The 25,160-nt window shown below is 71.0% G+C and carries 26 protein-coding genes; 11 read left to right on the top strand and 15 right to left on the bottom strand.

Annotated features, from left to right (window positions below):
- Window positions 1-2: 2 nt before the first annotated feature.
- On the bottom strand, window positions 3-947 hold the full coding sequence (locus ACFUO4_RS10535) for a hypothetical protein (protein WP_079312983.1): 945 nt from the start codon (window positions 945-947) through the stop codon (window positions 3-5).
- Window positions 948-1,027: 80 nt separating this feature from the next.
- Between ACFUO4_RS10535 and ACFUO4_RS10530 the strand changes: the two genes are divergently transcribed.
- Window positions 1,028-1,222 carry a DUF3046 domain-containing protein gene (locus tag ACFUO4_RS10530; RefSeq protein ID WP_059198518.1) on the top strand — a complete coding sequence of 65 codons (195 nt, stop codon included), beginning with the start codon at window positions 1,028-1,030 and terminating at the stop codon, window positions 1,220-1,222.
- A 125-nt stretch (window positions 1,223-1,347) separates the two neighbouring features.
- A complete protein-coding gene (locus ACFUO4_RS10525) occupies window positions 1,348-2,601 on the top strand; it encodes an AI-2E family transporter (protein WP_079312981.1) in 1,254 nt (417 codons plus the stop codon).
- Here the strand turns inward: ACFUO4_RS10525 and ACFUO4_RS10520 are convergent.
- On the bottom strand, window positions 2,598-3,356 hold the full coding sequence (locus ACFUO4_RS10520; protein WP_383482139.1) for a class I SAM-dependent methyltransferase: 759 nt from the start codon (window positions 3,354-3,356) through the stop codon (window positions 2,598-2,600). The two genes, ACFUO4_RS10525 and ACFUO4_RS10520, sit on opposite strands and share 4 nt — an antisense overlap.
- 300 nt (window positions 3,357-3,656) lie before the next feature.
- Here ACFUO4_RS10520 and recA point away from each other — a divergent pair, with 300 nt between their 5' ends.
- Together recA and recX are read left to right on the top strand one after the other, a co-directional pair.
- Window positions 3,657-4,787 (top strand): recombinase RecA, encoded by a 1,131-nt coding sequence (gene recA / locus ACFUO4_RS10515; protein ID WP_079312977.1) that lies wholly within the window; start codon window positions 3,657-3,659, stop codon window positions 4,785-4,787.
- A gap of 4 nt (window positions 4,788-4,791) precedes the next feature.
- Window positions 4,792-5,715 carry a recombination regulator RecX gene (recX, locus tag ACFUO4_RS10510; RefSeq protein WP_383482135.1) on the top strand — a complete coding sequence of 308 codons (924 nt, stop codon included), beginning with the start codon at window positions 4,792-4,794 and terminating at the stop codon, window positions 5,713-5,715.
- 99 nt (window positions 5,716-5,814) lie between these two features.
- Here recX and ACFUO4_RS10505 read toward each other — a convergent pair whose 3' ends face one another.
- The 8 genes from ACFUO4_RS10505 to ACFUO4_RS10470 all read right to left on the bottom strand — a co-directional run bounded on the left by ACFUO4_RS10505 (window position 5,815) and on the right by ACFUO4_RS10470 (window position 12,365).
- Entirely contained in the window at window positions 5,815-6,219 is a 405-nt protein-coding gene (locus ACFUO4_RS10505) for a rhodanese-like domain-containing protein (RefSeq protein WP_079312973.1), read from the bottom strand.
- Window positions 6,216-6,755, bottom strand: coding sequence for a cysteine dioxygenase (locus ACFUO4_RS10500; RefSeq protein WP_383482131.1), 540 nt, complete (start codon window positions 6,753-6,755; stop codon window positions 6,216-6,218). The genes ACFUO4_RS10505 and ACFUO4_RS10500 overlap by 4 nt, the downstream gene beginning before the upstream one ends.
- A 79-nt stretch (window positions 6,756-6,834) precedes the next feature.
- On the bottom strand, window positions 6,835-6,882 hold the full coding sequence (locus tag ACFUO4_RS10495; RefSeq protein WP_352018865.1) for a hypothetical protein: 48 nt from the start codon (window positions 6,880-6,882) through the stop codon (window positions 6,835-6,837).
- 262 nt (window positions 6,883-7,144) lie between these two features.
- Entirely contained in the window at window positions 7,145-8,749 is a 1,605-nt protein-coding gene (locus ACFUO4_RS10490; RefSeq protein ID WP_383482129.1) for an FAD-dependent monooxygenase, read from the bottom strand.
- 207 nt (window positions 8,750-8,956) lie between these two features.
- A complete protein-coding gene (locus ACFUO4_RS10485; protein WP_079310167.1) occupies window positions 8,957-9,883 on the bottom strand; it encodes an amino acid ABC transporter permease in 927 nt (308 codons plus the stop codon).
- Window positions 9,880-10,554, bottom strand: coding sequence for an amino acid ABC transporter permease (locus ACFUO4_RS10480; protein ID WP_079310173.1), 675 nt, complete (start codon window positions 10,552-10,554; stop codon window positions 9,880-9,882). The genes ACFUO4_RS10485 and ACFUO4_RS10480 overlap by 4 nt, the downstream gene beginning before the upstream one ends.
- 99 nt (window positions 10,555-10,653) lie before the next feature.
- Complete coding sequence (locus tag ACFUO4_RS10475) at window positions 10,654-11,496, bottom strand: glutamate ABC transporter substrate-binding protein (RefSeq protein ID WP_079310166.1); 843 nt, start codon at window positions 11,494-11,496, stop codon at window positions 10,654-10,656.
- A gap of 92 nt (window positions 11,497-11,588) precedes the next feature.
- A complete protein-coding gene (locus ACFUO4_RS10470) occupies window positions 11,589-12,365 on the bottom strand; it encodes an amino acid ABC transporter ATP-binding protein (RefSeq protein WP_079310165.1) in 777 nt (258 codons plus the stop codon).
- A gap of 287 nt (window positions 12,366-12,652) precedes the next feature.
- Here ACFUO4_RS10470 and ACFUO4_RS10465 point away from each other — a divergent pair, with 287 nt between their 5' ends.
- On the top strand, window positions 12,653-13,339 hold the full coding sequence (locus tag ACFUO4_RS10465) for a response regulator transcription factor (RefSeq protein WP_079310164.1): 687 nt from the start codon (window positions 12,653-12,655) through the stop codon (window positions 13,337-13,339).
- A 9-nt stretch (window positions 13,340-13,348) separates the two neighbouring features.
- Window positions 13,349-14,722 carry an ATP-binding protein gene (locus tag ACFUO4_RS10460; RefSeq protein ID WP_383482123.1) on the top strand — a complete coding sequence of 458 codons (1,374 nt, stop codon included), beginning with the start codon at window positions 13,349-13,351 and terminating at the stop codon, window positions 14,720-14,722.
- A 12-nt stretch (window positions 14,723-14,734) separates the two neighbouring features.
- Here ACFUO4_RS10460 and ACFUO4_RS10455 read toward each other — a convergent pair whose 3' ends face one another.
- Window positions 14,735-15,724: a TAXI family TRAP transporter solute-binding subunit gene (locus ACFUO4_RS10455; protein ID WP_079310163.1), complete on the bottom strand. Its 990-nt coding sequence runs from the start codon at window positions 15,722-15,724 to the stop codon at window positions 14,735-14,737.
- Between the two features lie 166 nt (window positions 15,725-15,890).
- Between ACFUO4_RS10455 and ACFUO4_RS10450 the strand changes: the two genes are divergently transcribed.
- The gene (locus ACFUO4_RS10450; RefSeq protein WP_383482119.1) at window positions 15,891-16,322 is read left to right on the top strand and encodes a MazG nucleotide pyrophosphohydrolase domain-containing protein; all 432 of its coding nucleotides are present in this window, start codon (window positions 15,891-15,893) and stop codon (window positions 16,320-16,322) included.
- A gap of 1 nt (window position 16,323) precedes the next feature.
- Here ACFUO4_RS10450 and ACFUO4_RS10445 read toward each other — a convergent pair whose 3' ends face one another.
- Together ACFUO4_RS10445 and ACFUO4_RS10440 are read right to left on the bottom strand one after the other, a co-directional pair.
- Complete coding sequence (locus ACFUO4_RS10445; protein WP_383482408.1) at window positions 16,324-17,541, bottom strand: cation:proton antiporter; 1,218 nt, start codon at window positions 17,539-17,541, stop codon at window positions 16,324-16,326.
- An 8-nt stretch (window positions 17,542-17,549) separates the two neighbouring features.
- Window positions 17,550-18,035, bottom strand: a complete 486-nt coding sequence (locus ACFUO4_RS10440; protein WP_079310161.1) for a cation:proton antiporter regulatory subunit — start codon at window positions 18,033-18,035, stop codon at window positions 17,550-17,552.
- Between the two features lie 176 nt (window positions 18,036-18,211).
- Between ACFUO4_RS10440 and ACFUO4_RS10435 the strand changes: the two genes are divergently transcribed.
- Window positions 18,212-19,150 carry a sensor histidine kinase gene (locus tag ACFUO4_RS10435; RefSeq protein WP_383482116.1) on the top strand — a complete coding sequence of 313 codons (939 nt, stop codon included), beginning with the start codon at window positions 18,212-18,214 and terminating at the stop codon, window positions 19,148-19,150.
- Entirely contained in the window at window positions 19,147-19,797 is a 651-nt protein-coding gene (locus ACFUO4_RS10430) for a response regulator transcription factor (RefSeq protein WP_059198535.1), read from the top strand. Before ACFUO4_RS10435 ends, ACFUO4_RS10430 begins: the two co-directional genes overlap by 4 nt.
- Window positions 19,798-19,816: 19 nt before the next feature.
- Here ACFUO4_RS10430 and ACFUO4_RS10425 read toward each other — a convergent pair whose 3' ends face one another.
- Both ACFUO4_RS10425 and ACFUO4_RS10420 read right to left on the bottom strand, forming a co-directional pair.
- Window positions 19,817-20,416 carry a hypothetical protein gene (locus ACFUO4_RS10425; RefSeq protein WP_383482113.1) on the bottom strand — a complete coding sequence of 200 codons (600 nt, stop codon included), beginning with the start codon at window positions 20,414-20,416 and terminating at the stop codon, window positions 19,817-19,819.
- A 193-nt stretch (window positions 20,417-20,609) separates the two neighbouring features.
- Entirely contained in the window at window positions 20,610-22,757 is a 2,148-nt protein-coding gene (locus ACFUO4_RS10420; RefSeq protein ID WP_383482110.1) for a hypothetical protein, read from the bottom strand.
- Window positions 22,758-22,858: 101 nt separating this feature from the next.
- On the opposite strand from ACFUO4_RS10420, the gene miaB reads away from it, so the two are divergent.
- Entirely contained in the window at window positions 22,859-24,385 is a 1,527-nt protein-coding gene (gene miaB / locus ACFUO4_RS10415) for a tRNA (N6-isopentenyl adenosine(37)-C2)-methylthiotransferase MiaB (protein WP_179143434.1), read from the top strand.
- A gap of 57 nt (window positions 24,386-24,442) precedes the next feature.
- Window positions 24,443-25,156: a class III extradiol dioxygenase subunit B-like domain-containing protein gene (locus ACFUO4_RS10410; protein ID WP_383482107.1), complete on the top strand. Its 714-nt coding sequence runs from the start codon at window positions 24,443-24,445 to the stop codon at window positions 25,154-25,156.
- The last annotated feature ends 4 nt before the right edge of the window (window positions 25,157-25,160 follow it).

Genomic DNA, 25,160 nt, shown 5'->3' with positions numbered 1-25,160 from the left:
GCTCAGCCGATGGAGCGGCCGTACGCCCTGAGGGTGCGCAGTGCCTCGATCGTCACCATGGGGCGGGCCTCCAGGGCGGTGCCGGGCGCCCACTGGCGCCAGCGGATCGGCCAGCCGCCGTCCTGTTCCTGCGCGGCCGCCAAGTGGTCCAGCGAGCGCTCCATCTCCTCGTCCGTGAACCACGCGCGCGCGAGCGAGTACGGCGTCCTGGCGTAGTCGTGCGGGAAGTGGTGCTCGCCCGGGGCGTAGCCCGGGGGGACGGGATGGGTGTCCAGATGCTCGGGGTCCAGGGCCGCGAGCCGGGTTTCGCGCACCAGGCGGCCCAGTCGGTCCGCGGCCGCCTCCGCGCGCGGGCGGTCGGGAGCGGAGTCCAGGAAGGCGACGGCGGCCTGGACCTCGTACGGGTGGGACTGCCGCAGGGACTCGACCGCGTGCCAGCAGAAGTCCGTGGCACGGAACAGCCAGGCGTGCCACACCTCGTTGCGGTGCAGCAGACCGACGATGGGGCCGGTGGCGAGGAGTTCGCTGGGCGGGTCGTCCACGATCGGGATGAAAGGGGCCGTGGGATAGCCGCGCTGGCCGGGAAGGATCGCCGGCAGGGCGCCGTCCGCGGTGGAGACGGAGGTCAGATAGCGGCACACGTGCTCCACGCGCCGGCCGCCGCAGCGTCCGATGGCGTCCAGGACGCGCAGGGCGTGCCCGGTGTGCAGGGGCTGGCTGACCGGGCCGCGCAGATCGGGCTCCAGGGCGTGGCCGTAACCGCCGTCCTCGTTGCGGTACGCGTCCAGCGCGGTCTCCACCGGGTCGGCGTCGCCGTTGAGGAAGTGGTGGGCGAAGAGACGCTGCTCCAGCACGCGCGCGGTGAGCCAGACGAAGTGCTCGGCGCGGAAGAGCGGGGAGTGCGCCGGGGGCGTCGGGGGGAGTGGGGAAGCTCCTGTTTCGGCCATGCGTCAGACCGTAGGGCGGAAAGCGGTCTCGGCAAGCGGTCCCGGCCGAGGCCCACCCTCAGGGGCGGGATACTGGGGTCATGCGGTTGACGGTCTTCTGGCAGCGGATGGCGGACCATTTCGGTCCCGGGTACGACGACACCTTCGCGCGCGACCACGTCATGGCCGAACTCGGCGGGCGCACGGTGTACGAGGCCCTGGACGCCGGATGGGACGCCAAGGACGTGTGGCGTGTGGTGTGCACCGTCATGAATGTGCCGCAAGAGAAGCGTTGACCGGCTGTGAACGTGCGGGGTACGAGGGCCGACCGGTCATGAACGTGCCACAGGTCGAGCGCTGAGCGGTCACGAAGATCGCAGGGGGGCAGCGGATTGTCAGCGGCGTAGGCGAAACTTGCACCGTGGCACCCACTGACGAGACCGACGAGGTCCCCCAGCACGCGTCCCCGTTCGGCACGACGCCGCCCGCCCGGCCCCCGGCCGACGGCGTCACCGGGGCGAACGCGCGCATGCCGCGCTGGCTGCCGCGTGCCGTGGTGCTCACCCTCGGCCTCTACGCCGCCTTCCAGCTGAGCACATGGGCCTTCCACCAGCTCACCGGGCTGCTGATCAACATCCTCATCGCGTTCTTCCTGGCCCTGGCCATCGAACCCGCGGTGAGCTGGATGGCCTCGCGCGGGATACGCCGAGGGGTCGGGACCTTCCTCGTCTTCCTCGCCGTGATGATCGTGTCCGCCGGGTTCATCACCCTGCTCGGGTCGATGCTCGCGGGGCAGATCATCAAGATCGTCGAGGACTTCCCCGACTACATCGACTCCGTCATCAGCTGGATCAACACGCACTTCCACACCGATCTGAAGCGGATCGACGTCCAGGAGGGCCTGCTCAAGTCCGACTGGCTGCGCAACTACGTGCAGAACAGCGCCACCGGTGTCCTCGACCTGTCCGCACAGGTCCTCGGCGGGCTCTTCCAGCTGCTGACGATCACGCTGTTCTCGTTCTACTTCGCCGCGGACGGCCCGCGACTGCGCCGCGCGCTCTGCTCCGTCCTGCCGCCCGCTCGGCAGGCCGAGGTGCTGCGCGCCTGGGAGATCGCCGTCGACAAGACCGGCGGCTATCTGTACTCGCGCGGTGTGATGGCGCTGATCTCCGGCATCGCCCACTACATCCTGCTCCAGGCGCTGCAAGTGCCCAACGCGCCCGTGCTCGCCGTCTGGGTGGGCCTGGTCTCGCAGTTCATCCCGACGATCGGCACGTATCTCGCGGGCGCCCTGCCGATGCTGATCGCGTTCACGGTCGATCCCTGGTACGCGCTGTGGGTGCTGATCTTCGTCGTGGTCTACCAGCAGTTCGAGAACTACATGCTCCAGCCCAAGCTGACCTCGAAGACCGTCGACGTCCACCCCGCCGTGGCCTTCGGCTCGGTCATCGCCGGCACCGCCCTCCTGGGCGCCGTCGGCGCACTGATCGCCATCCCGGCGGTGGCCACGCTCCAGGCGTTCCTGGGCGCGTACGTGAAGCGGTACGACGTCACGGACGACCCGCGCGTGCACGGCCACCGGCGGCGGGTGTCGGAGGGGCTGTTCAAGCGCGCGCGTGATCTCTGGTCACGGAGACCCGGGGACCGGGACTCCGGGGGTGAAGCCGGTTCCTAGGCGACGGACGGTTCCAGGTCGGTCACGAGCAGCCGGTACCCGACATCGATCGTCCCGAGCGTGAGCAGCTCGGCGTAGCGCCTCTGCCAGCGGCCTGTTCTCAGGTCGTCCGCGAGCCGGTTCAGCCCCGGCGCGAGCGTGTCGTCGCCGGTCTGGGCCAGCATGGAGACACCCGCGCGTACCTGCGGGTCGAGGTAGGCCTCCGGGCGGCGCCAGTAGGCGGCGCCGAAGCCGTCGACGCAGTCGTGGGGGACGGGCACCGGTTCCTCGTGTCCGCCGCCGAGCAGATCGAGCAGCCGGTCGACGGGGACGGCCCGGATGTCGTCGTACGCGGCCACCTCCGGCAGGTAGTCGCGGACCAGCCAGAACCGCTCGCGGAAGACGGCCTGATCCCAGGTCAGGACGACGATGCGACGGCGGGCGACCCTGCGCAGTTCCCCGATCCCGGCGCTCAGGTCCGTCCAGTGGTGCACGGTCAGCAGGGCCATGACGGTGTCGGCGGCGTCGTCGCGCAGCGGGAGGCGCTCCGCCACGGCCTGCACCGCCGGTGCCGCTCCCGCCGGGCGCTGGCTGATCATGACTTGGCTGGGCTCGACGGCGAGCACCGTCCGTGGAGGCTCGTAGGAACCGGCGCCCGCCCCGACGTTGACCACGTCCTGGGCGTCACCGAGCGCGGCGTGGATCTGCGCGGTGATGCGCGGATCAGGCCTGCGGGTCCGGGTGTAGGTCGCACCGAGCGTGTCGTAAGTGGCCATGACGGCAAGTATGGGAGGCGCGGAGGGCGGGACGCGCGGCCCGGAATCCCGGGGGTTGTCGGCTCCCGGACGTAGGCTCGGAAGTGCCGCGTGGTGCGCTTGACACAAAAATCGAACATCCATTCTTATGGAGGCGCGGGCGAGGCCCGAGAAGGGCCCGCGGTGGGCATTTCGGCACGGTTCGGATGGATACGTGCGCGAGTTATCCACAGGCCGGGCGGGCGTCGAGGCCCATTGTCAGTGGCAGGCGTTAGCGTCTTTCACGTGAAGCGATCGACTCAAGCAAATCGGGTGGAACCCATGGCAGGAACCGACCGCGAGAAGGCCCTGGATGCCGCGCTCGCACAGATTGAACGGCAATTCGGCAAGGGCGCGGTCATGCGCATGGGCGAGCGGTCGAAGGAGCCCATCGAGGTCATCCCGACCGGGTCGACCGCGCTCGACGTGGCCCTCGGCGTCGGCGGCCTGCCGCGCGGCCGTGTCGTCGAGATCTACGGACCGGAGTCGTCCGGTAAGACCACACTGACCCTGCACGCGGTGGCCAACGCCCAGAAGGCCGGCGGCCAGGTCGCCTTCGTGGACGCGGAGCACGCCCTCGACCCCGAGTACGCGCGCAAGCTCGGCGTCGACATCGACAACCTGATCCTCTCCCAGCCGGACAACGGCGAGCAGGCCCTGGAGATCGTGGACATGCTGGTCCGCTCCGGCGCCCTCGACCTCATCGTCATCGACTCCGTCGCCGCGCTCGTCCCGCGCGCGGAGATCGAGGGCGAGATGGGCGACAGCCACGTCGGCCTCCAGGCTCGACTGATGAGCCAGGCCCTGCGGAAGATCACCAGCGCGCTCAACCAGTCCAAGACCACCGCGATCTTCATCAACCAGCTCCGCGAGAAGATCGGCGTGATGTTCGGCTCCCCGGAGACCACGACCGGTGGCCGGGCGCTGAAGTTCTACGCCTCGGTGCGTATCGACATCCGCCGCATCGAGACCCTGAAGGACGGCACGGAAGCGGTCGGCAACCGCACCCGCGTCAAGGTCGTCAAGAACAAGGTCGCGCCGCCCTTCAAGCAGGCCGAGTTCGACATCCTCTACGGCCAGGGCATCAGCCGCGAGGGCGGCCTGATCGACATGGGCGTGGAGCACGGCTTCGTGCGCAAGGCCGGCGCCTGGTACACGTACGAGGGCGACCAGCTCGGCCAGGGCAAGGAGAACGCCCGCAACTTCCTGAAGGACAACCCCGACCTGGCCAACGAGATCGAGAAGAAGATCAAGGAGAAGCTGGGCGTCGGCGTCCGTCCCGAGGAGCCGACCGCCGAGCCGGGCGCGGACGCGGCGGTGGCCACCCCCGCGGACGACGCCGCGAAGACGGTCCCCGCACCGGCGGCGGCCAAGACGGCCAAGACCAAGGCCGCGGCAGCAGCCAAGAGCTGACGCGGTGACTCGGCGAACCGACTGGGCCGAGTACGCCTACCCGGACGCTCCGCGCGACCGGGGAAGGGGCGCCACCGGCGCCGAGGCCCAGGACAGTCACGGGGGATACGGCAGTACGCCGTCGTACGGCACGGACGGGGAGTACGACGGCGGCATGCCGGACGGCGCGTGGGGAGAACGCGCGCCGAGCGAGGGCGGGTTCGGGGGCGACGAGTGGCCTGAGGGCGGTTCCGGCCACGGAGCCGACCCCACCGGCGCCGGCTCACGCCGGGGCGGCCGCCGGGCACGCGGCGAGGGTGGCTCACGCGGGGGACGTGGGCGCCGTCGGCGCGGCTTCGGGGAGTCGCACGGGGAACCGGCCGACGACCCGTCCGATGTGGACGGAGGCATCTCCTCCTCGTCGAGGGCCGAGAAGGGGGAGCCTTCTGCGGACCCGGTCGAGCGGGCGCGGGCGATCTGTCTGCGCCTGCTCACCGGGACCCCGCGCACCCGCAAGCAACTCGCGGACGCCCTGAGCAAGAAGGGGATTCCGGAGGACGCGGCGCAGGAGGTGCTGTCGCGGTTCGAGGAGGTCGGGCTGATCAACGACAGCGCGTTCGCCGACGCCTGGGTGGAGTCCCGGCACCATGGCCGGGGGCTCGCCCGGCGGGCGCTCGCCCAGGAGCTGCGGACCAAGGGCGTGGACTCCACGCTGATCGAAGCGGCCGTCTCGCAGCTCGACTCCGAGCAGGAGGAGGCGACCGCGCGTGAGCTGGTGGACCGCAAGCTGCGTGCCACCCGCGGCCTCGACCGGGACAAGCGGTTGCGCCGACTGGCGGGGATGCTCGCCCGGAAGGGCTATCCCGAGGGCATGGCTCTGCGAGTGGTGCGGCAGGCGCTCGAGGAGGAGGGCGAGGAGACGGAGTTCCTTGAGGGCGAGGGGTTCTGAGGTGGGGTGGGGGCCGAGGGGTTCGCGACTGAGAGCCACTGAGACACCCCGACGGCCCCACCTACGAGCACGTCACCCGGGCTGACCACGCCCACGCGGCTACGCCGACGTCACCGGCAATCCCGACGCCCGCCAGGCCTGGAAGCCGCCCACCAGATCCGTGGCCCGGTGCAGCCCCAGCTGGTGCAGGGACGCGGCCGCCAGGCTGGAGGCGTAGCCCTCGTTGCAGATCACCACGACCCGCAGGTCATGGCTCGTGGCCTCGGGGGCGCGATGGCTGCCGCGTGGGTCAAGGCGCCACTCCAGTTCGTTGCGCTCGACGACGAGGGCGCCGGGGATCAGCCCGTCCCGGTCGCGCAGGGCGGCGTACCGGATGTCCACCAGCAGCGCCTCGCCGCGCTGGGCGGCGTCGTACGCCTCCCGTGCCTCGATCCGGTCGTAGCGCTCGCGTACCTGTTCCAGCAACTCGTCGATACCGACGGGCTGTTCACGTGTCTCGCTCACTGCCAGTCCTCCGGACGCTCCACGTGCTCCAGACGCAGGACCTGCCCGGCCCGACTGTAGCGGCGGATCTGCGGCAGAGGCGGGTAGTAGGCGTGCACCGAGATCGCGTGCTCGTCCGTGGACTCGTTGAGCACCTCGTGGACGTGGTGCTGCCCGAAGGAGCGGCCCTTGCCGGCCGGCAGCCGCCGTTCCCGGTCCACTCCGTCGGTGAGTTCCAGGGTCTTCCAGCCGTCCGCGGGCAGCCGCGCGGTCAGCGAGTTCTCCTTGAGCTCGCCGGAAGCCGTCACGAAGGCTCCGACGGACTCGGCGTGGTCGTGCCAGCCGGTGCCCGTGCCGGGCGGCCAGCCGATCAGCCAGGCCTCACTGCCGCCGGGACCTTCCAGGCGCACCCAGGTGCGGCCCTCCGGGTCGAGCGGGAGCGAGGAGATCAGTTCGGCGTCGGCAGCGGTCCGCCGTACGAAGTCGAGCAGTTCGGCCTGCGTGGGCGCCGCCGCGCCGACGGAAGCGGTGGTCGATGGAGCGGGGGAGACAGACACGGGCACCGTCCTGAAGAGCGTTCGCGGAACGCGCGCGACGGCACCACGGGCACGGCACGCGCGGGAGAAAGGATGCGAATCAGAACGACGGACGACACACGCAGCCCGCATAGCGGACCAGGTCCATATGGACCCTCCGCCACAGGCGCACACAGGTGTCGGTCATGATGCGGATTACAGCATCACGGTGCAGAACGGGTCAACTCAGCGTCACTATGTGGAACGCATGCCTGTGCGAACGCCGCGACCGGCTAGGCGCACCCTCGTACCAGCGTGTCCCGGCCCTTGCCTCATCTCGGCGTACCCCCGTCCCAGCGAGCCTCGGCCCTCGCTCCACCGCGGCGCGGCCCCGCCCACACCCCGCCTCAGCTCGTTCTCAACCCCCCACCTCAGCGCGTCCCCGCCCCCGCCTCCGCCTCCGTCTTCGTCGGCCCGCCCACCGTCGCTTCCGCGGCCGCGTACAGGTCGGCGGGCCGGACCCCGCTCAGCGCGGTCACGAGGTGGCCGTCGGGTCGTACCAGCAGGACGCTGTGCGCGGCCGCCCCGGGGTAACTCTCCGCGACCAGCAGCTCGGCAGTGTGCGGCAACGCCGTCACCGCTGCCGCGAGCCGCGGCATGACCCCGGCGCTCACCCAGTGCTTGCGGTCCCACACGCCCGTCCCCGGCGCGATCAGGACGACGAGCAGCGCCCCGCGACCGAGCCGGTCCCGGAGTCGTACGAACGAGCCGTCCTCGGCGGTGACCCGCACATCGGCGACCGGTGCCCCCGGTTCCGTGTCCACCGGGACCTCGCCCTCCAGGTGCCGGGGCGCCAGCGGGGAACCGGCGTACGCCCCCGGCGCACCGAGTACGCCGCGCCCCAGGTGGCCGTCGGCGAGCAGCGCGTCATGACCGCGGGCCGAGCCGGGGACGTAGGCGCGCAGTCCGCCACCGCCGCGCAGCAGCGGCAGCGCCTGGTCGGCGGCGCGCAGCCGGGCGGCCACGACGCCGCGGCGCTCGGCCTGGTAGCTGTCGAGCAACGCCTCGTGCGGGCCGTGGTGCCAGGCGAGGGCCAGCTTCCAGGCGAGGTTGTCGGCGTCCCTGAGCCCCTCGTCCAGCCCCTGGGTGCCGAGCGCGCCGAGCAGATGCGCCGCGTCCCCGGCGAGGAACACCCGGCCGACCCGCCAGCGCCGCGCGAGCCGGTGGTGGACGGTGTGCACACCGGTGTCGAGGAGGTCGTACGGCGGTGTCGGACCGCCCGTCCAGCCGGCGAGCGTCTCCCGGACACGGGACACCAGCAGCTCGGGCGTCACCAGGTCCTTGCCCGGGGGCAGCAGCCAGTCCAGGCGCCACATCCCGTCCGGCAGCGGGCGTGCGGTGATCTCCCCGGCCGAGGGCCCGGACGTGCGCCACGGCGGCAGCCGATGGAGCAACGCCTCGCCCTCCCACGGAAGTTCCGCGCGCAGTGCGGCGACGGCGTGTCGCTCCACCGCCGTACGGCCGGGGAAGCGGATGTCCTGGAGTTTGCGGACCGTCGATCGCGGGCCGTCGCAGCCGACCAGATAACTGCCGCGCCACCACGTGCCCTGGGGGCCGCGGGTGTGGGCGGTGACGCCGGACTTCTCCTGCTCGACGGTGTCGAGTCGGCTGTCGACGGCGATCTTGACGAGCGGTTCGTCGGCGAGGGCCTCGCGGAGCAGAACGGTCAGGACGTGCTGGGCGATGTGCAGGGGAGCCGGCTCTGCCGGGTCGTCGAAGGTGACCTCGCGCATCACCTGCTTGCGCCGCATCGACCGCCATCCGGCCCAGTGGCAGCCGGCCCCGTCGAGCGCGACGCCGGTCAGCCGTTCCATCAGGGCGGCGGTGTCCTCGCGGAGCACGACCGTGCGGGCGAGGCGGGGTTCGTCCTTGCCCGGGCCCTCGTCCAGGACGACCGACGGCACGTCCTGGCGGGCCAGCGCGAGGGCGAGCGTGAGCCCGACGGGCCCCGCTCCGACGATGATCACCGGGTCCACGGCGAGGCGCCCCCTGCCCGTGGCGGCGTCCCGGGGGACGAGGGTGAACAGAGGGTTGGAGCAGGGTGCACGATCACAGAACGTATGCAACCCATTGCCGGTGCTTGCGTCAAGTGACGGAGGCAGTGGCGATCATGCCACTGCCTCCGCACTGTTCACGAGCCTGGGGCCGTGTCGTTCAAGCCACTTGACTGATCATCAGGCCGGTTACTTCTTCTTGATGAAGGTGAAGCCGCCCTCGCCGCCGGTCGCGAAGCTGCCGCCCACCTCGCCGGCATTGATGTCGTCGATCTCGTCGGCGCCCAGTACCGCCCCCGTGCTCCGCTTGCTCCGCCGCAGCCGCTTCTCCAGCCAGCTCGCGAAGCTGGTCAGGATGAAGTTCACGACGATGTAGATGATCGCGACGACGACGAAGCTCTGGATGACGTTGGCGTAGTTCGCCGCCAGCGTCGCCCGCTCGCTGAGCAGCTCGGTGAAGCCGATCATGACGCCGCCGAGCGCGGTGTCCTTCACGATGACGACGAGCTGGCTGACGATGGCCGGGAGCATCGCGGTGACCGCCTGCGGAAGCAGGATCAGGGTCATCGTCTGACCCTTGCGCAGGCCGATCGCCTGGGCCGCCTCGGTCTGGCCCTTGGGCAGCGCGAGGATGCCGGCCCGGACGACCTCGGCGAGGACCGCCGCGTTGTAGAGCACGAGGCCGGTGACGACCGCGTACAGCGGCCGGTTCTCGGTGCCGACGTCCGTCGAGCGGGCGTAGACCTCGTTGGCGAACAGCATCAGCAGCAGGACCGGGATGGCACGGAAGAACTCCACCACCGTGCCGGCCACGCCCCGCACCCAGCGGTGGTCGGAGAGGCGGGCGATACCGAAGACCGCGCCGAGCGGGAGGCCGATCACCATGGCGAGCGCGGCCGCCTTGAGGGTCTCGCCGAGGCCCGGCAGGAGGTAGGTGGTCCAGGCCTCCGACTGGGTGAACGGCTTCCACAGGGACCATTCGAGCTGGCCCTTGTCGTCCAGTGCCGACCAGACCCACCACGCCAGCAGCAGGAGCAGGGCGAAGAAGACCACCGAGAGGATCACATTGCGCCGCTTGGCGCGGGGGCCCGGAGTGTCGTAGAGGACCGAGCTCATCGCTTCACCGCCAGTCGCTTGCTCAGCCAGCCGAGGAAGAGGCCGGTGGGCAGGGTCAGTACCACGAAACCGAAGGCGAAGACCGCGCCGATGAGCAGCGTCTGAGCCTCGTTCTCGATCATTTCCTTCATCAGGTACGCGGCCTCGGCGACGCCGATCGCGGCGGCCACGGTGGTGTTCTTCGTCAACGCGATCAGCACGTTGGCCAGCGGGCCGATGACCGCCCGGAAGGCCTGCGGGAGCACGATGAGCCGGAGGGTCTGGGTGAAGTTCAGGCCGATCGCGCGGGCCGCCTCGGCCTGGCCCATCGGCACCGTGTTGATGCCGGAGCGCAGCGCCTCGCAGACGAAGGCGGCGGTGTAGGCGACGAAGCCGAGGATCGCCAGCCGGAAGCCCTGGATCTTGAAGTCCGAGGCGCCCATCGTCACGTGGAAGATGTCCGCGAGACCCAGTGAGCAGAACAGGATGATCACCGTCAGGGGGATGTTCCGGACGATGTTCACGTAGGCGGTGCCGAACCCACGCATGAGCGGCACCGGGCTGACCCGCATCGCGGCCAGCAGGGTGCCCCAGACCAGGGAGCCGATGCCGGAGAAGAACGTGAGCTTCACCGTCATCCAGAAGGCGCCCAGCAGGGTCGGGTTGTCATAGTCGGAGAGAAAGTCGAACACGATGTCCCGCGCTTCCGGGTGGGTGGCGTACGTGGACGGCACGGCGCGCCGCCGCCGACATCGCGGTGGACGGCGGCGCGCCTCTGGACCGTTGCGCTGTTACTTGACGATGACGCCGATCTTCGGGGCGGGCTCGTTCTTGTAGTTCGCGGGACCGAAGTTGTCCTGGACGGCCTTGTCCCACGACTTGTCGCTGACCATCTTCTCGAGGGCCTTGTTGATCTTGTCGAGGGTCGCGGTGTCGCCCTTCTTCACGCCGATGCCGTAGTTCTCGTTGCTCAGCTTGAGGCCGGCGAGCTTGAACTTGCCCTTGTACTGCGGCTGGGCGGCGAAGCCGGCGAGGATCGAGTCGTCGGTGGTGACGGCGTCGACGGTGCCGCTCTGGAGGGCCGCGATGCACTCCGAGTAGCCGCTGTACTCCTTGAGGTTGGCCTTGGGCGCGATGGTGTCGTGGATGTTCTGCGCCGAGGTCGAACCGGTGACCGAACACAGGTTCTTGCCGTTGAGGTCGGTGCCCTTGGCGATGTCCGAGTCCGTCTTCACCAGCAGGTCCTGGTGGGCCAGCAGGTACGGACCCGCGAAGTCGACCTTCTTCTTGCGCTCGTCGTTGATCGAGTACGTCGCGGCGATGAACTTGACGTCACCACGCGCGAGCGCGTTCTCGCGGTCGGCGCTCTTGGTCTCGACGAACTCGATCTGGTCGGGCTTGTAGCCGAGTTCCTTGGCCACGTACGTCGCCACGTCCACGTCGAAGCCGGAGAAGGAACCGTTGGGCTCCTTGAGGCCGAGACCGGGCTGGTCGTACTTGATGCCGACCTTGATCTTGCCGCCGCCGGAACCGGAGCCCGAATCGCTGTCGTTGTCGTCCCCGCCGCACGCGGTCGCGGTCAGCGAGAGGACGAGCGCAGCGGCGGCCGCCGCGGTGACCTTGCGGAGCTTCATGGTGAACATCCTTTGTGTGATGAGAGATGCGAGCCGTCGAGGCGGGTGACGCGGGTCTGACGCGCTGTCGGTGAGGGAAGCGGTGGTCGCTGTCAGTGGTGCAGGATCTTGGACAGGAAGTCCTTGGCGCGGTCGCTGCGCGGAGCGCTGAAGAACTGGTCGGGCACAGCTTCCTCGACGATGCGGCCGTCGGCCATGAAGACCACCCGGTTCGCCGCCGAACGGGCGAACCCCATCTCGTGGGTGACGACGATCATGGTCATGCCGTCGCGGGCGAGCTGCTGCATGACCTCGAGGACCTCGTTGATCATCTCGGGGTCGAGCGCCGAGGTGGGCTCGTCGAAGAGCATGACCTTGGGGTCCATGGCGAGCGCCCGGGCGATCGCGACGCGCTGCTGCTGGCCGCCGGAGAGCTGCGCGGGGTACTTGTCCGCCTGGCTGCCCACGCCGACCCGGTCGAGCAGGGAGCGGGCCTTCTCCTCGGCCGTCTTCTTGTCCGCCTTGCGGACCTTGATCTGGCCGAGCATCACGTTCTCGAGCACGGTCTTGTGCGCGAAGAGGTTGAAGGACTGGAAGACCATCCCGACGTCGGCCCGCAGCCGCGCCAGCTCCTTGCCCTCCGCGGGCAGGGGCTTGCCGTCGATGGCGATGGTGCCGGAGTCGATGGTCTCCAGGCGGTTGATGGTGCGGCACAGCGTCGACTTACCGGACCCGGAGGGTCCGATGACGACGACGACCTCGCCGCGGGCGATCGTCAGATCGATGTCCTGGAGAACATGCAACGCGCCGAAGTGCTTGTTGACGCTCTTCAGGACGACCAGTTCGCCGGTTGCGGCCGCGTCTTCCTTGGCCACCGATACTTCGGTCATCGCTCTAAGGCTCCGTCCTCCTCGGTTTCGGAGGACAGTAGTGACCCCACGCGACCTGCGTCATTACCTTTGAGGGGAATCTGAGCATCACGATCCGATAGCAATCGGACACGTGTTGTAGCAGTTGTGAGCAGGGCGCATATCGGCCGGGTAACGGAAGCGGCCCGCAACCGGAACCCACTTGACGCCGTCCTCTTCCATCAGCGTGACTGCAACGTGCACGCGCGCGCGTGCACGTCTTTTGTACACAACTTGATCGTACGGCTGATGAAGCGAAGGAGGGCCGGATGAGACTGCTCCTCGTCGAGGACGACAATCACGTCGCCGCCGCCCTGTCCGCGGTCCTGGCCCGGCACGGGTTCGACGTGACGCACGCCCGAAGCGGGGAGGAAGCACTCCAGGCCCTTGTCCCGGAAAGCGACGGATTCGGCGTCGTCCTGCTCGACCTGGGGCTCCCGGACCAGGACGGCTACGAGGTCTGCGGCAAGATCCGCAAGCGCACCACCACCCCGGTGATCATGGTCACCGCCCGCTCCGACGTCCGCTCCCGCATCCACGGCCTCAACCTGGGGGCCGACGACTATGTGGTGAAGCCGTACGACACCGGAGAGCTGCTCGCCCGGATCCACGCCGTCAGCCGCCGCACCGCCCACGAGGACGCCCCGGGCGGCGCCGACACCGCGCTGGTCCTGGGGCCGGTCCACATCGAGCTGCCGACCCGTCAGGTCAGCGTGGACGGTTCCGTCGTCCAGCTCACCCGCAAGGAGTTCGACCTGCTCGCCCTGCTGGCCCAGCGCCCGGGTGTCGTGTTCCGCCGGGAGCAGATCATCAGCGAGGTGTGGCGCACCAGCTGGGAGGGGACCGGGCGCACCCTGGAGGTCCATGTCGCCTCCCTGCGCGCCAAGTTGCGCATGCCGGCCCTCATCGAGACCGTACGCGGCGTCGGCTACCGGCTCGTCGCCCCGTCCTCGTAGCAGGCCCGGGTGCGCACACGACTCCTCCCGCTGCTCATCGTCCTGATGGCGGCCATGCTGCTGGCCCTCGGCATCCCGCTCGGCATCGGCATGGCCTCGGCCCAGCAGCAGAAAGTGGTCGTCGACCGGATCGACGACACCGCGCACTTCGCGGCCCTCGCCCAGTACGTGACCGGACCCGACGACGAGCGTCAGGACACGCTGGAGAGCGAACTCGAGAGCTACTACGAGGTCTACGACATCCGCGTCGGCGTCTTCTACCGCACCGACGTGCCCATGGCCAACGCGCCGACGACCTGGTTCCTCCCCGAGACGGGCGAGGTGCGTGAGGCGTTCGAGGAGGCGCGGCTCAGCCGGCGCAGCCAGAACCCGCACCAGATCTGGCCCTGGGAGCGCACCCGGCTCGTCGTCGCCTCCCCGGTCATCCGGGACGGTGACGTCGTCGCGGTCGTCGTCACCGACTCGCCGACCGGCGAGATGCGGTCGCGGATCCTGCACAACTGGCTGGTGATCGGCGCGGGTCTGATGGCCGCGATGCTGCTGGCCGTCGGGGCCGCGCTGCGGCTGACCGGCTGGGTGCTGCGGCCCGTACGCGTCCTGGACGCCACCACCCACGCGATCGCCAGCGGCAGCCTGAAGTCCAGGGTCGCGGCCGCCGGCGGGCCGCCGGAACTCCGGCGCCTGGCCCACTCGTTCAACGAGATGGCGGACAACGTCGAGGACGTCCTGGAGCAGCAGCGCGCCTTCGTCGCCGACGCCTCCCACCAACTGCGCAACCCGCTCGCCGCGTTGCTGCTGCGCATCGAACTGCTCGCCTTCGAACTCCCGGAGGGCAACAAGGAGATCGCCTCGGTCCAGATGGAGGGCAAGCGGCTCGCGCAGGTCCTGGACGACCTTCTCGACCTCGCTCTGGCCGAGCACACCGACGCGGACCTGCGTATCACCGACATCGGCGCGCTGGCCGCCGAGCGGGTCGCGGCCTGGGCGCCGACCGCCGAGGCCAAGGGCGTGACGCTGGTCGGCGACTGCCCGCCGACCACCGCCTGGGCCGACCCGGTCACCCTCTCCAGCGCGCTGGACGCGGTCATCGACAACGCCGTGAAGTTCACACCCGATGGCGAGCGCGTCGAGGTGACGGTCTCCTCCAACGGCGAGACGGCGAACGTCGTGGTCAGGGACAACGGCCCCGGCCTCACCGACGAGGAACTCGCCCGCGTCGGCGACCGCTTCTGGCGCAGCGGCCGCCATCAGAACGTCAAGGGCTCCGGCCTCGGCCTGTCCATCTCCCGGGCCCTGCTGGCCGCGGGCGGTGGCGCGATCTCCTACGAGCACCACGAACCGCACGGCCTCAAGGTGACGGTGACGGTGCCGCGCACCGCCTGAGGACCGCGCCGGTCACGGCTTGACGGAGCGGTAGTAGCGGCGGGCGCCGTCGTGGAGTTGCAGCGGGGAGGTGTAGATCGCCGTGCGCAGATCGACCAGCTGGGCCGAGTGCACCTCGGCGCCGATCTTGTCGCGGCTGCGCAGGACCGTCCGGGTCAGCCACTCGGTGAGCCGGGGGTTGAGGTCCTTGCGGGTGATCAGCAGGTTGGAGACGGCGATCGTCGGGACCGAGTAGCCCTCCTGGACGTCGTAGGTCGACTCCGGGATGTTGGTCGGGCGGTAGTAGCGCATGGCCGCGCCCTGGGTGTGCAGCTCGCTGATCAGACTGCTGCCTATCGGTACGAACTTGAAGGACTCGCTCTCGGCAAGGGTCTGCAGACCCCTGGTGGGCAGTCCGCCGGACCAGAAGAACGCGTCGAACGTGCGACCGAGTCGGGACACGTCGTTGATGCCGTACGGCAGCGCCGTGATGTCCTTGTCCGGGTCGATGCCGGCCGCCGCCAGCACGCGGTCGGCGATCAGCCGCACCCCCGACTTGGGCAGGCCCACGGCCACCCGCTTGCCCTTCAGGTCGGCGACCGACCGGATGTCGGAGTCCGGCGGGACGATGAGCTGCACATAGTCGTCGTACAGGCGCGCGACACCGCGCAGCCGGGAGGCTTCGGCCGGGTGGTCGAGTGCGTACGTCTCCACGGCGTCGGCCGCCGCGATGGCGAAGTCGGCCTCGCCGGACGCCACGCGCGCGACGTTGTCCTGGGAGCCGGCGCTCGTCTCCAGGTCCACCTTCAGATCGGGCATGTCCTTGGCGAACTCGTTGCTGAGCTGCTTGCCGTACTCCTCGTAGACGCCGCCGCGCGAGCCCGTGCTGAACGTGATCGTCCCGCCGGGAGGCTCCTCGCCGAGCGGCAGCAGCCACCACAGCAGCAGCCCGAAGGCCACGAAACCGGCGGCCGCGCCCTGAAGCGCCCGGCTCCTGCTGATGCGGGGGAACATGCGGGACATGCGCGCGATCCTGCCAGGCGGGACGCGGTGCTGGCCAGGGCGGGGATCACAAGGGTGCCGGGAGGGGAGGGGGCGGCACACGCCGGGAGAGGGGGCAGCACGCGCCGGGGGAGGGGGCGGTACACGCCGGGGGAGGGGGGCGGCACGCGATGGATAGGGTCGGCGTATGAGTCCTTCGCCCGCCGATCTCGTCCGTGCGTTCCACCTCGCCATGGGGCTCGACGCCCGCAGCACGCCGACCGCGGTGTCGCCGGAGCTGGCCGCCCATCGCGGTGAGCTGCTCGCCGAGGAGGCCGCGGAGGTGGCCGAGGTGTCCGTGGAAGGACCCCTGGACCGGCTGGCACACGAACTCGCCGACGTCGTCTACGTCGCGTACGGCACCGCCTTGGTGCACGGCATCGACCTCGACGCGGTCATCGCCGAGATCCACCGGTCCAACATGACCAAGCTGGGGCCCGACGGCCGTGTGGCCCGCCGGGCCGACGGCAAGGTGCTCAAGGGGGAGCACTACGAGGCGCCGGATGTGGCGGGGGTGCTGCGGCGCCAGGGGTGGGCGCCGGAGGGGAGCGGCGGTCCGGTGGCGGACGAGGTGGCCTGACTCAGTCCACCGCCGACGCCTCCTTCACAACGGGCTCGTCCCCGCGCGCGTGCCGGCGTTCACGCAGCCGCCCGGACCACAGCGACGCCAGCGGCTCCGTGTAGCGCGCCGTCAGGGGGCCGAGGACGACCAGGATCAGGACGTACGCCGTGGCAAGGGGACCGAGGGACGGCTCGATGCCCGCGCCGACCGCCAGGCCCGCGATGACGATCGAGAACTCGCCGCGGGCGACGAGCGCTCCGCCGGCCCGCCAGCGGCCCTTCTCGGAGATGCCGGCCCGCCGGGCCGCCCAGTAGCCGGTGGCGATCTTCGTCGCGGCCGTGACCAGGGCCAGCGCGAGGGCCGGCACCAGCACGGGCGGAATGCTCGCCGGGTCCGTGTGCAGGCCGAAGAAGACGAAGAAGACCGCGGCGAACAGGTCCCTGAGCGGGCTGAGCAGCGTGTGCGCGCCCTCGGCCACCTCGCCGGACAGCGCGATGCCCACCAGGAACGCTCCCACCGCCGCCGACACCTGGAGCTGCTGGGCCACACCCGCCACCAGGATCGTCAGCCCCAGCACCACCAGCAGCAGCTTCTCCGGGTCGTCGCTGGAGACGAAACGGGAGATCAGGCGGCCGTAGCGGACCGCCACGAACAGCACCAGGCCCGCCGCTCCCAGCGCGATCGCCAGCGTCAGGCTCCCGGCCAGCAGCCCGGCGCCCGCCACCAGCGCGGTGACGATCGGCAGGTAGACGGCCATCGCGAGGTCCTCGAGGACCAGCACGCTGAGGATCACCGGGGTCTCGCGATTGCCGACCCTTCCCAGGTCGCCGAGGACCTTCGCGATCACGCCGGACGACGAGATCCAGGTGACGCCCGCCAGCACCACCGCGGCCACCGGGCCCCAGCCCAGCAGCAGCGCGGCCGCCGCTCCCGGCAGGGCGTTCAGGGCGGCGTCGACCAGGCCCGACGGATAGTGCGCCTTGAGGTTGGTGACCAGGTCGCCCGCCGAGTACTCCAGGCCGAGCATCAGCAGGAGCAGGATGACGCCGATCTCGGCGCCGGTCGCGACGAACTCCTCGCTCGCGCCGAGCGGCAGCAGCCCGCCCTCGCCGAAGGCCAGCCCGGCCAGCAGGTACAGCGGGATGGGGGAGAGGCTGAAGCGGGCGGCGAACCGGCCGAGCAGGCCGAGGCCGAGGATGATGGAACCGAACTCGATCAACAGGACCGCGGAGTGCACCGGTTCGCTCACTCCCGCCCGAGTATCGCGGCGGCGGCGTCGACGCCCTCACGGGTGCCGACGACGATGACCGTGTCCCCGCCCGCGAGCCGGAAGTCCGGAGCCGGGGACGGGATCGCCTCGGCCCGCCGCAGCACGGCGACGATCGACGCGCCCGTGTCCGTCCGCATCCGGGTCTCGCCCAGCAGCCGCCCGTTCCAGTGCGAGGCCGCCGCGACCTCGATGCGCTCGGCGACCAGCCCGAGGTCGGTGGTGTAGAGCAGGCTCGCGCTGTGGTGGGACGGCTTCAGCGCGTCGATCAGCGAGCCGGCCTCGGCGCCGGTCAGCCGCAGCGACTGGGCGCAGGAGTCGGGGTCGTCGGCCCGGTACACGCTCACCGTCCGGGCGCCGTCGCGGTGTGCCACCACGGACAGGTGGCGGTTTTCCCGGGTCATGAGGTCGTACTGGACCCCGATCCCCGGCAGCGGCGTCGCCCTCAGGCGCGGTGCAGACACGTTTCTTCCCCTCATGGTCGGTGATCGTCGTGATCGGGTGGTCGCAGGTACCGGATGGGCATGCTGCCACCGCCCCGTACGGTGGCGACATGGGTGGCGTCACGGATATACGCGAGCGGGGAGACCGTCCGAGTCTGGTAGGGCAGGCATCGGAGGAGAGGGGCGGGAGCAGGAACGTGTCGCTGTTCTGGCGGATCTTCTCGCTCAACGCCGCCGGCCTGGTCGTGGCCGCCGCGCTGCTGCTGGGCCCGGTCACCGTGTCGACGCCCGTGACCTCGGCCGAAGCGGTCGTCGTGGTCGCGGGCCTGGCCGTGCTGCTGGCGGCGAACGCGCTGGTCCTGCGCATCGGCCTCGCCCCGCTCAAACGGCTGGCTCAGGCCATGGCCGCCGCCGACCTGCTCCGGCCCGGCGCCCGCGCCGCCGTCGCCGGTCCCACGGAAGCGGCGGCGCTCATCACGACGTACAACACCATGCTCGACCGGCTGGAGGCCGAGCGGGCCGCCGGAGCCGGGCGGGCCCTGTCCGCGCAGGAGCGCGAGCGTCACCGCATCGCGCGCGAGCTGCATGACGAGGTGGGCCAGACCCTGACCGCCGTCCTCCTCCAGCTCAAGCGCGTCGCCGACCGGGCCCCCGAGGGACTGCGCGAGGAGGTGGCCCAGGCGCAGGAGGCCACGCGCGCGGGGCTCGACGAGATCCGCCGCATCGCCCGCCGGCTGCGCCCCGGCGTCCTGGAGGAACTCGGCCTGGCCAGCGCCCTGCGCTCGCTCGCCGGTGAGTTCAGCGCGCCCGGCCTGACGGTGCGCCATCACGTCACCGGCGGACTGCCGCCCCTGACCGAGGAGTCCGAACTCGTGCTCTACCGGGTGGCCCAGGAGGGCCTCACCAACACCGCCCGGCACTCCGCCGCCGACCACGCCGAGATCCGGCTCCAGCCGGTCGCGGACGGCGTCGAACTCCTCGTACGGGACAACGGCAAGGGCGTCGGGGACACCCCCGAGGGAGCCGGGATACGGGGCATGCGCGAGCGGGCGCTGCTCATCGGAGCCGACCTCACGCTCGCGGCAGCTCCGGGTGGAGGAACGGATGTACGACTGCTCGTCCGGGGGAACCGATGACCCCCGTTCGGGTACTGCTCGCCGACGACCACACCCTCGTACGACGGGGCGTACGGCTGATCCTGGACGGCGAGGACGACCTGACGGTCGTGGCCGAGGCCGGGGACGGGGCGGAGGCCGTAGAGCTGGCACGCGCGCGTGAGGTCGACCTGGCGGTCCTCGACATCGCCATGCCCCGGATGACCGGCCTCCAGGCGGCCCGCGAGCTGTCGCGGCGGCTGCCGGGGCTGCGCATCCTCATCCTGACCATGTACGACAACGAGCAGTACTTCTTCGAGGCGCTCAAGGCCGGGGCCAGCGGTTACGTGCTGAAGTCCGTCGCCGACCGGGACCTGGTCGCGGCCTGCCGGAGCGCCGTGCGCGACGAGCCGTTCGTCTATCCCGGCGCCGAACGCGCTCTTGTACGGTCGTACCTGGACCGCCTGCACCGGGGCGACGCGCTGCCCGCGCGGGCCGTCACCGAGCGCGAGGAGGAGATCCTCAAGCTCGTCGCCGAGGGGCACACGTCCAAGGAGATCGGCGAGCTGCTGTTCATCAGCACCAAGACGGTCGAACGGCACCGCGCGAACCTGCTGGCCAAGCTCGGGATGCGGGACCGGCTGGAGCTGACCCGGTACGCGATCCGCGCGGGGCTGATCGAGCCGTGAGCGCCCTACGAGGCCGGTCTCAGTAGCGCTGCGCCTTCGCGACCACGGCGGTCAGCTGCTGCTCCTTCGCTTCCGTGCTGATGGCGAGCGGCTGGGCCTTCGCGCCCGGCTTCAGGTCCTCCGCGCCGACGTAACGCGTCTGCACGACCTTGCCGTCGGGGTCGCGGAAGTCGACCTGGACGGCGTAGGACGTGGTCTCGTCGGTGCTGTTGGTGATGTTCACGACGACGGCCAGCAGTCCGGCCGTCTCGGAGCGCGGCTTGCCGGTGAGGGAGACGTCGGCGGTGGCGTTGCCCTTGCCGTCGACGTCCTCGAGGGCGTTCTTGGCGGCCCGGTTGGCGCGCTCGGTCTCCGCGGACACCGAGGCCAGCCATGCCGAGGCCTGTGCGGAGGCGGAGGAGGCGAGGGCCGAGACCGACGCCTTGACCGACTCCTTGAGGGAGGCGAGGGCGGACGGAGCCGAACCGGAGAAGGACGCCGTGACGGCGGCTGAAGCGCTGGACGAGGAGCCGTCGTTGTCACTGTCCGAGCAGGAGACGAGCGACGCCGCGCTCACCGCTGCCAGGACGAGTCCGGCGAGCGCGGTCGCGGTCCGGCGCCGTGGGGTGGAAGAGAGCATGAGGTCCTCTCGGCGGCAGTTGTCATGATTCGTCCCCATCCTGCGGGCGGCGGGACGGCCCGGCCACTCCGGCGGGCCCTAATGGCTCGCGCTGCCGGTCGAGCGTGTCCACGGCCCCGCGTCACCGCTCGGCGTCGAGTGTGTGCACGGCCCCGCGTCACGGCTCGGCGTCGAGTGCGTGCACGGCCCCGCGTCACCGCTCGGCGTTGAGTGTGTCCACGGCCCCGCGCGCGTCGCCGATCGTCGTGTAGTCGACGGCGACGAAGTTCACCGGACGGCCCCGCTCCCGTTCGCACTCCGCGACGCGGTCCAGGACGTAGTCGCGGGCGTTGACCTCGCCCGCGTCCAGGCGGCTGCCGCCGCCCGCCGTGATGAAGTGGTTGAGCAGGAACAGCCGCTTGCCGGTGCCGCCCCGGTGCGGCTCACAACTCATCTGCTCGGGGCGCCGGAAGGAGAACGGCGTCTCCATGCCGTAGCGGTAGAAGTTCCGGTACCACGCGGCCGGGCCGTCGGCCTGCTCGGCGAAGACCACCAACCGCCGCCCGCTGTCGATCATGTCGCCCAGCGTCGGCCAGGGCTCCGCGGGATCGTCGTCCGGCGTGAAGACGAGGTCGTTCAGCCCGGCCCGCGCGAACGCCTCGGCGGTGTCCTCGCCGGAGATCGCGTCCTGCACGATCAGGGTCAGCACCTCGGTCGGATGGTCGCGCATCCAGTCCCGGATCTCCCGCAGCTCCGGCACCAGCGGTATCGCCCCGGCCCGGCACACGGAATGGCACAGCCACAGCCCTTCACGGGGCGGGTTGACCCGGTTGACGACGTGGGCGATCAGCGCGCGCTGCTCGGGCGAGAAGTCGGACCCGTTCAGTCGCGCGGTGATCTCGTCGGGCCGTTCCCAGCGGTAGGTGTCGATCTGGAGGGCCCGTACCCCGTCGTCCAGCTGGGTGGTGATGGCCGGGTCCTGGAGCGGGCCGATGAACTGGTCGACGGTGGTCGACATGGCGTTGTGCGAGGTCAGGAAGGCGACCTCGTCGTACGGCCGGTTGCACAGCCGCACGCTGCCCTCGCACCGGCGCGGCGCCTCGGGCGCGGCCAGGGGCACCAGCACGAGACCGGCGAGGGCGAGCGCGCTCGCACCGGCCGCCATCGGACGGATGTACGCGGCCGCGGGCGCCGTCCGCAGCCGGGGCCGTACCTGGAGAGCCCACCCGAGTCCGGCGAGCAGCGCCCCCGCCACCAGCGGGACCAGCGCGCTGCCGAGGGCTGCGGCCGTCATGTCGTCGACGGCCGTGCGCTGGAGATCGTCGACCAGCTCGGCGAGGCCGGCCGGCCAGCTCGCCGGCGGATCGACGAAACGGCCGCCGCCGACAAGTCGTACGAGGACGACGACCAGGGCCGTCAGCAGCCCACCGGCGGCCAGAGCCCAGCCCAGCAGCATCGGCCTGCGGCCGGGCGCGGCGGAACCGGTGAACCACAGCATCGCCAGGGCGGCGACCAGCAGCGCGGCGGCGACCGCCTCGACGATCCCGAGCCCGACCGCCGTGTACGGGCGAACGCTGTGCAGAGCCGCGAGGTCGAGAGGGCGGTCGAGGTTCCAGTGGCTGCCTCCCGCGAGCGTCCGCAGTCGGGTGGCGGCATCGTGGGTGCGCTCGGACACCACCGCGGGTGCCACGGTCGCGAGCACGGTGCCGATGTCCCCGTCGCCGAGGGCCACTTCGACGTCCGGCCGCAGCGCCTCCCGCTGCTCCTCGGGAAGCGCGGCGAGAAGGTGCCCCGCGGCCGTGGCGGCCTGCTCCTCGGTGAGGGGGAGGGCGGGCAGCGAACCGGGGACGCGGCCGGCGGCGACATGCTCCAGGGCGGCCGACAGGTCCGCCGAGAACGCGGCGAAGTCCGGCTCGGTGCGGTTCTGCACGGAGGCGACGAGATCGCCGAAGTAGACCTGGGCCAGGTCGTCGACGTTGTCCAGCACCGGGCGCAGATCCACGGACAGGACGAGGGTTTCCCGGTCGCCGCGGAGATACCCGACGGCGTTGCGGATCTGCTCCCGGGTGAGGTCCCGGAGCGTCTCCGGAGGCAGCACCAGCTTGATGTTGGAGGTCAGCACGGCCTCCGGCACGGGCAGCCCCGCCAGCAGGTTCCGGGTCACGGGCGCGGCCTTCGGATCGACCAGGACCTGGTCGTAGACCCGGTCGTACGCCGACTCCTCGTCCAGCACCGACCCGTAGAAGCCGGCCGACACGACCGTGGCACGCGCTGTGGCCGCCACGGCGACGATCAGCGTGCACAGCACGGCCGCGGCGAAGGCGAGGACGCGCAGCACTCTGCGCGAGGTCACGGAATCCATGGGCCACCTGCTCCTCATGGTGATCTCGCCCCGCGGACCCCGCACCCCGGGGGCGCCCCGGCCCGGCGCGAGGCGTTCCCGGGACCGCCTACTCTTGAGGGATGACCATCAGCAGCGACCGGAGCCCGGCAGTGGACGTCTCAGTGCCCAAGACCTACGAAGTTCGTACCTACGGGTGCCAGATGAACGTCCATGACTCCGAGCGATTGTCCGGACTGCTGGAGGAGGCCGGGTACGTGCGCGCGCCCGAGGGCTCCGACGGGGACGCGGACGTGGTGGTCTTCAACACCTGCGCGGTGCGCGAGAACGCCGACAACCGGCTGTACGGCAACCTCGGTCGGCTCGCCCCCAAGAAGGCCTCGCGGCCCGGCATGCAGATCGCGGTCGGCGGGTGCCTGGCGCAGAAGGACCAGGACACCATCGTGAAGAAGGCGCCCTGGGTGGACGTCGTCTTCGGCACGCACAACATCGGCAAGCTGCCGGTCCTGCTGGAACGCGCGCGTGTGCAGGAGGAGGCGCAGGTCGAGATCGCCGAGTCCCTGGAGGCGTTCCCCTCCACGCTGCCGACCCGGCGCGAGAGCGCCTACGCGGCCTGGGTGTCGATCTCCGTGGGCTGCAACAACACCTGCACGTTCTGCATCGTCCCGGCGCTGCGCGGCAAGGAGAAGGACCGTCGCACCGGCGACATCCTCGCCGAGATCGAGGCCCTGGTCTCCGAGGGCGTCTCCGAGATCACGCTGCTCGGCCAGAACGTCAACGCGTACGGCTCCGACATCGGTGACCGCGAGGCCTTCAGCAAGCTGCTGCGGGCCTGCGGGAAGATCGAGGGCCTGGAGCGCGTCCGCTTCACCTCCCCGCACCCGCGCGACTTCACGGACGACGTGATCGCCGCCATGGCCGAGACGCCGAACGTGATGCCGCAGCTGCACATGCCGCTCCAGTCCGGCTCGGACACGGTGCTGAAGGCGATGCGCCGCTCGTACCGGCAGGAGCGTTTCCTCGGGATCATCGAGAAGGTGCGCGCCGCGATGCCGGACGCCGCGATCTCGACCGACATCATCGTCGGCTTCCCCGGCGAGACCGAGGAGGACTTCGAGCAGACCATGCACACGGTCCGCGAGGCCCGCTTCACCAACGCCTTCACCTTCCAGTACTCCAAGCGCCCCGGAACCCCGGCCGCGACCATGGAGGGGCAGATCCCCAAGGAGGTCGTCCAGGCGCGCTACGAGCGTCTCGTCGCCCTCCAGGAGGAGATCTCCTGGGACGAGAACAAGAAGCAGGTCGGCCGCACGCTGGAGCTGATGGTCGCCGAGGGCGAGGGCCGCAAGGACGGCTCCACCCACCGCCTCTCCGGCCGCGCCCCCGACAACCGCCTGGTCCACTTCACCAAGCCGGACGAGGAGGTCCGCCCCGGCGACGTGGTCACGGTCGAGATCACGTACGCCGCCCCGCACCACCTCCTCGCCGAGGGCCCCGTCCTGAACGTGCGCCGCACGCGCGCGGGTGACGCCTGGGAGAAGCGCAACGCCGCCGAGGCGGCCAAGCCGGCAGGCGTGCTGCTGGGCCTCCCGAAGATCGGCGTACCGGAGCCGCTGCCGGCGGCGACGGGTGGGTGCGCGGCGCACTGAGGTCCAGCGGCATGGAGGAGTGACGCGGGAACGCCGGACGGCGTTACGCTGCCGATCATGCTTGTCGCCGCCGCAGTCTGCCCCTGTCCGCCTCTCCTCGTGCCCGAGGTCGCCGCGGGTGCCGCGCCCGAGCTGGACGCCGCGCGTGCCGCCTGCACGGACGCGCTCGGCGTGCTCGCCGCCGCCCGGCCGGACGTGCTGGTGGTGGTCGGCCCCGCCGAACAGAGCGGGCGGGGGGCGCACGCCGAGGGTGCGCGGGGTTCCTTCCGGGGCTTCGGCGTGGACGTCGACGTCCGGCTAGGCCGGGACACGGGTGGCGCGGCCGAGGACACGCTGCCGCCCTCGCTGTCGGTGGCCGCGTGGCTGCTGGCGAAGACCGGGTGGTCGTACGCCCCGATCGAAGGGCTCGGCGTGGGGGAACCTCTCGCGGCCGAGCGGTGTATTGAAGTCGGAAGGGGCATCGCCGCGCGGGCCGAGCGCGTGGCGATGCTGGTGATGGGCGACGCCAGCGCCTGCCGCACGCTCAAGGCACCCGGCTACCTCGACGAGCGCGCGGCACCCTTCGACGCGGAGGTCGCGCGGGCGCTGGGCGCGGTGGACGTGGCGGCTCTCGAGGCGCTGGACGCGGAGCTGGCGTACGAGCTCAAGGTCTCCGGCCGGGCCCCCTGGCAGGTCCTGGCGGGCGCGGCCGAGGGGGCGGGGCTCGGCGGCCAGCTGCTGTACGAGGACGCGCCGTACGGGGTGGGGTATGTGGTCGCGGCCTGGTCCTGACCGC

This window comes from Streptomyces sp. NPDC057280, assembly GCF_042668605.1.
Lineage (GTDB): Bacteria > Actinomycetota > Actinomycetes > Streptomycetales > Streptomycetaceae > Streptomyces.
This window is presented reverse-complemented; position numbering and strand designations above follow the sequence as displayed.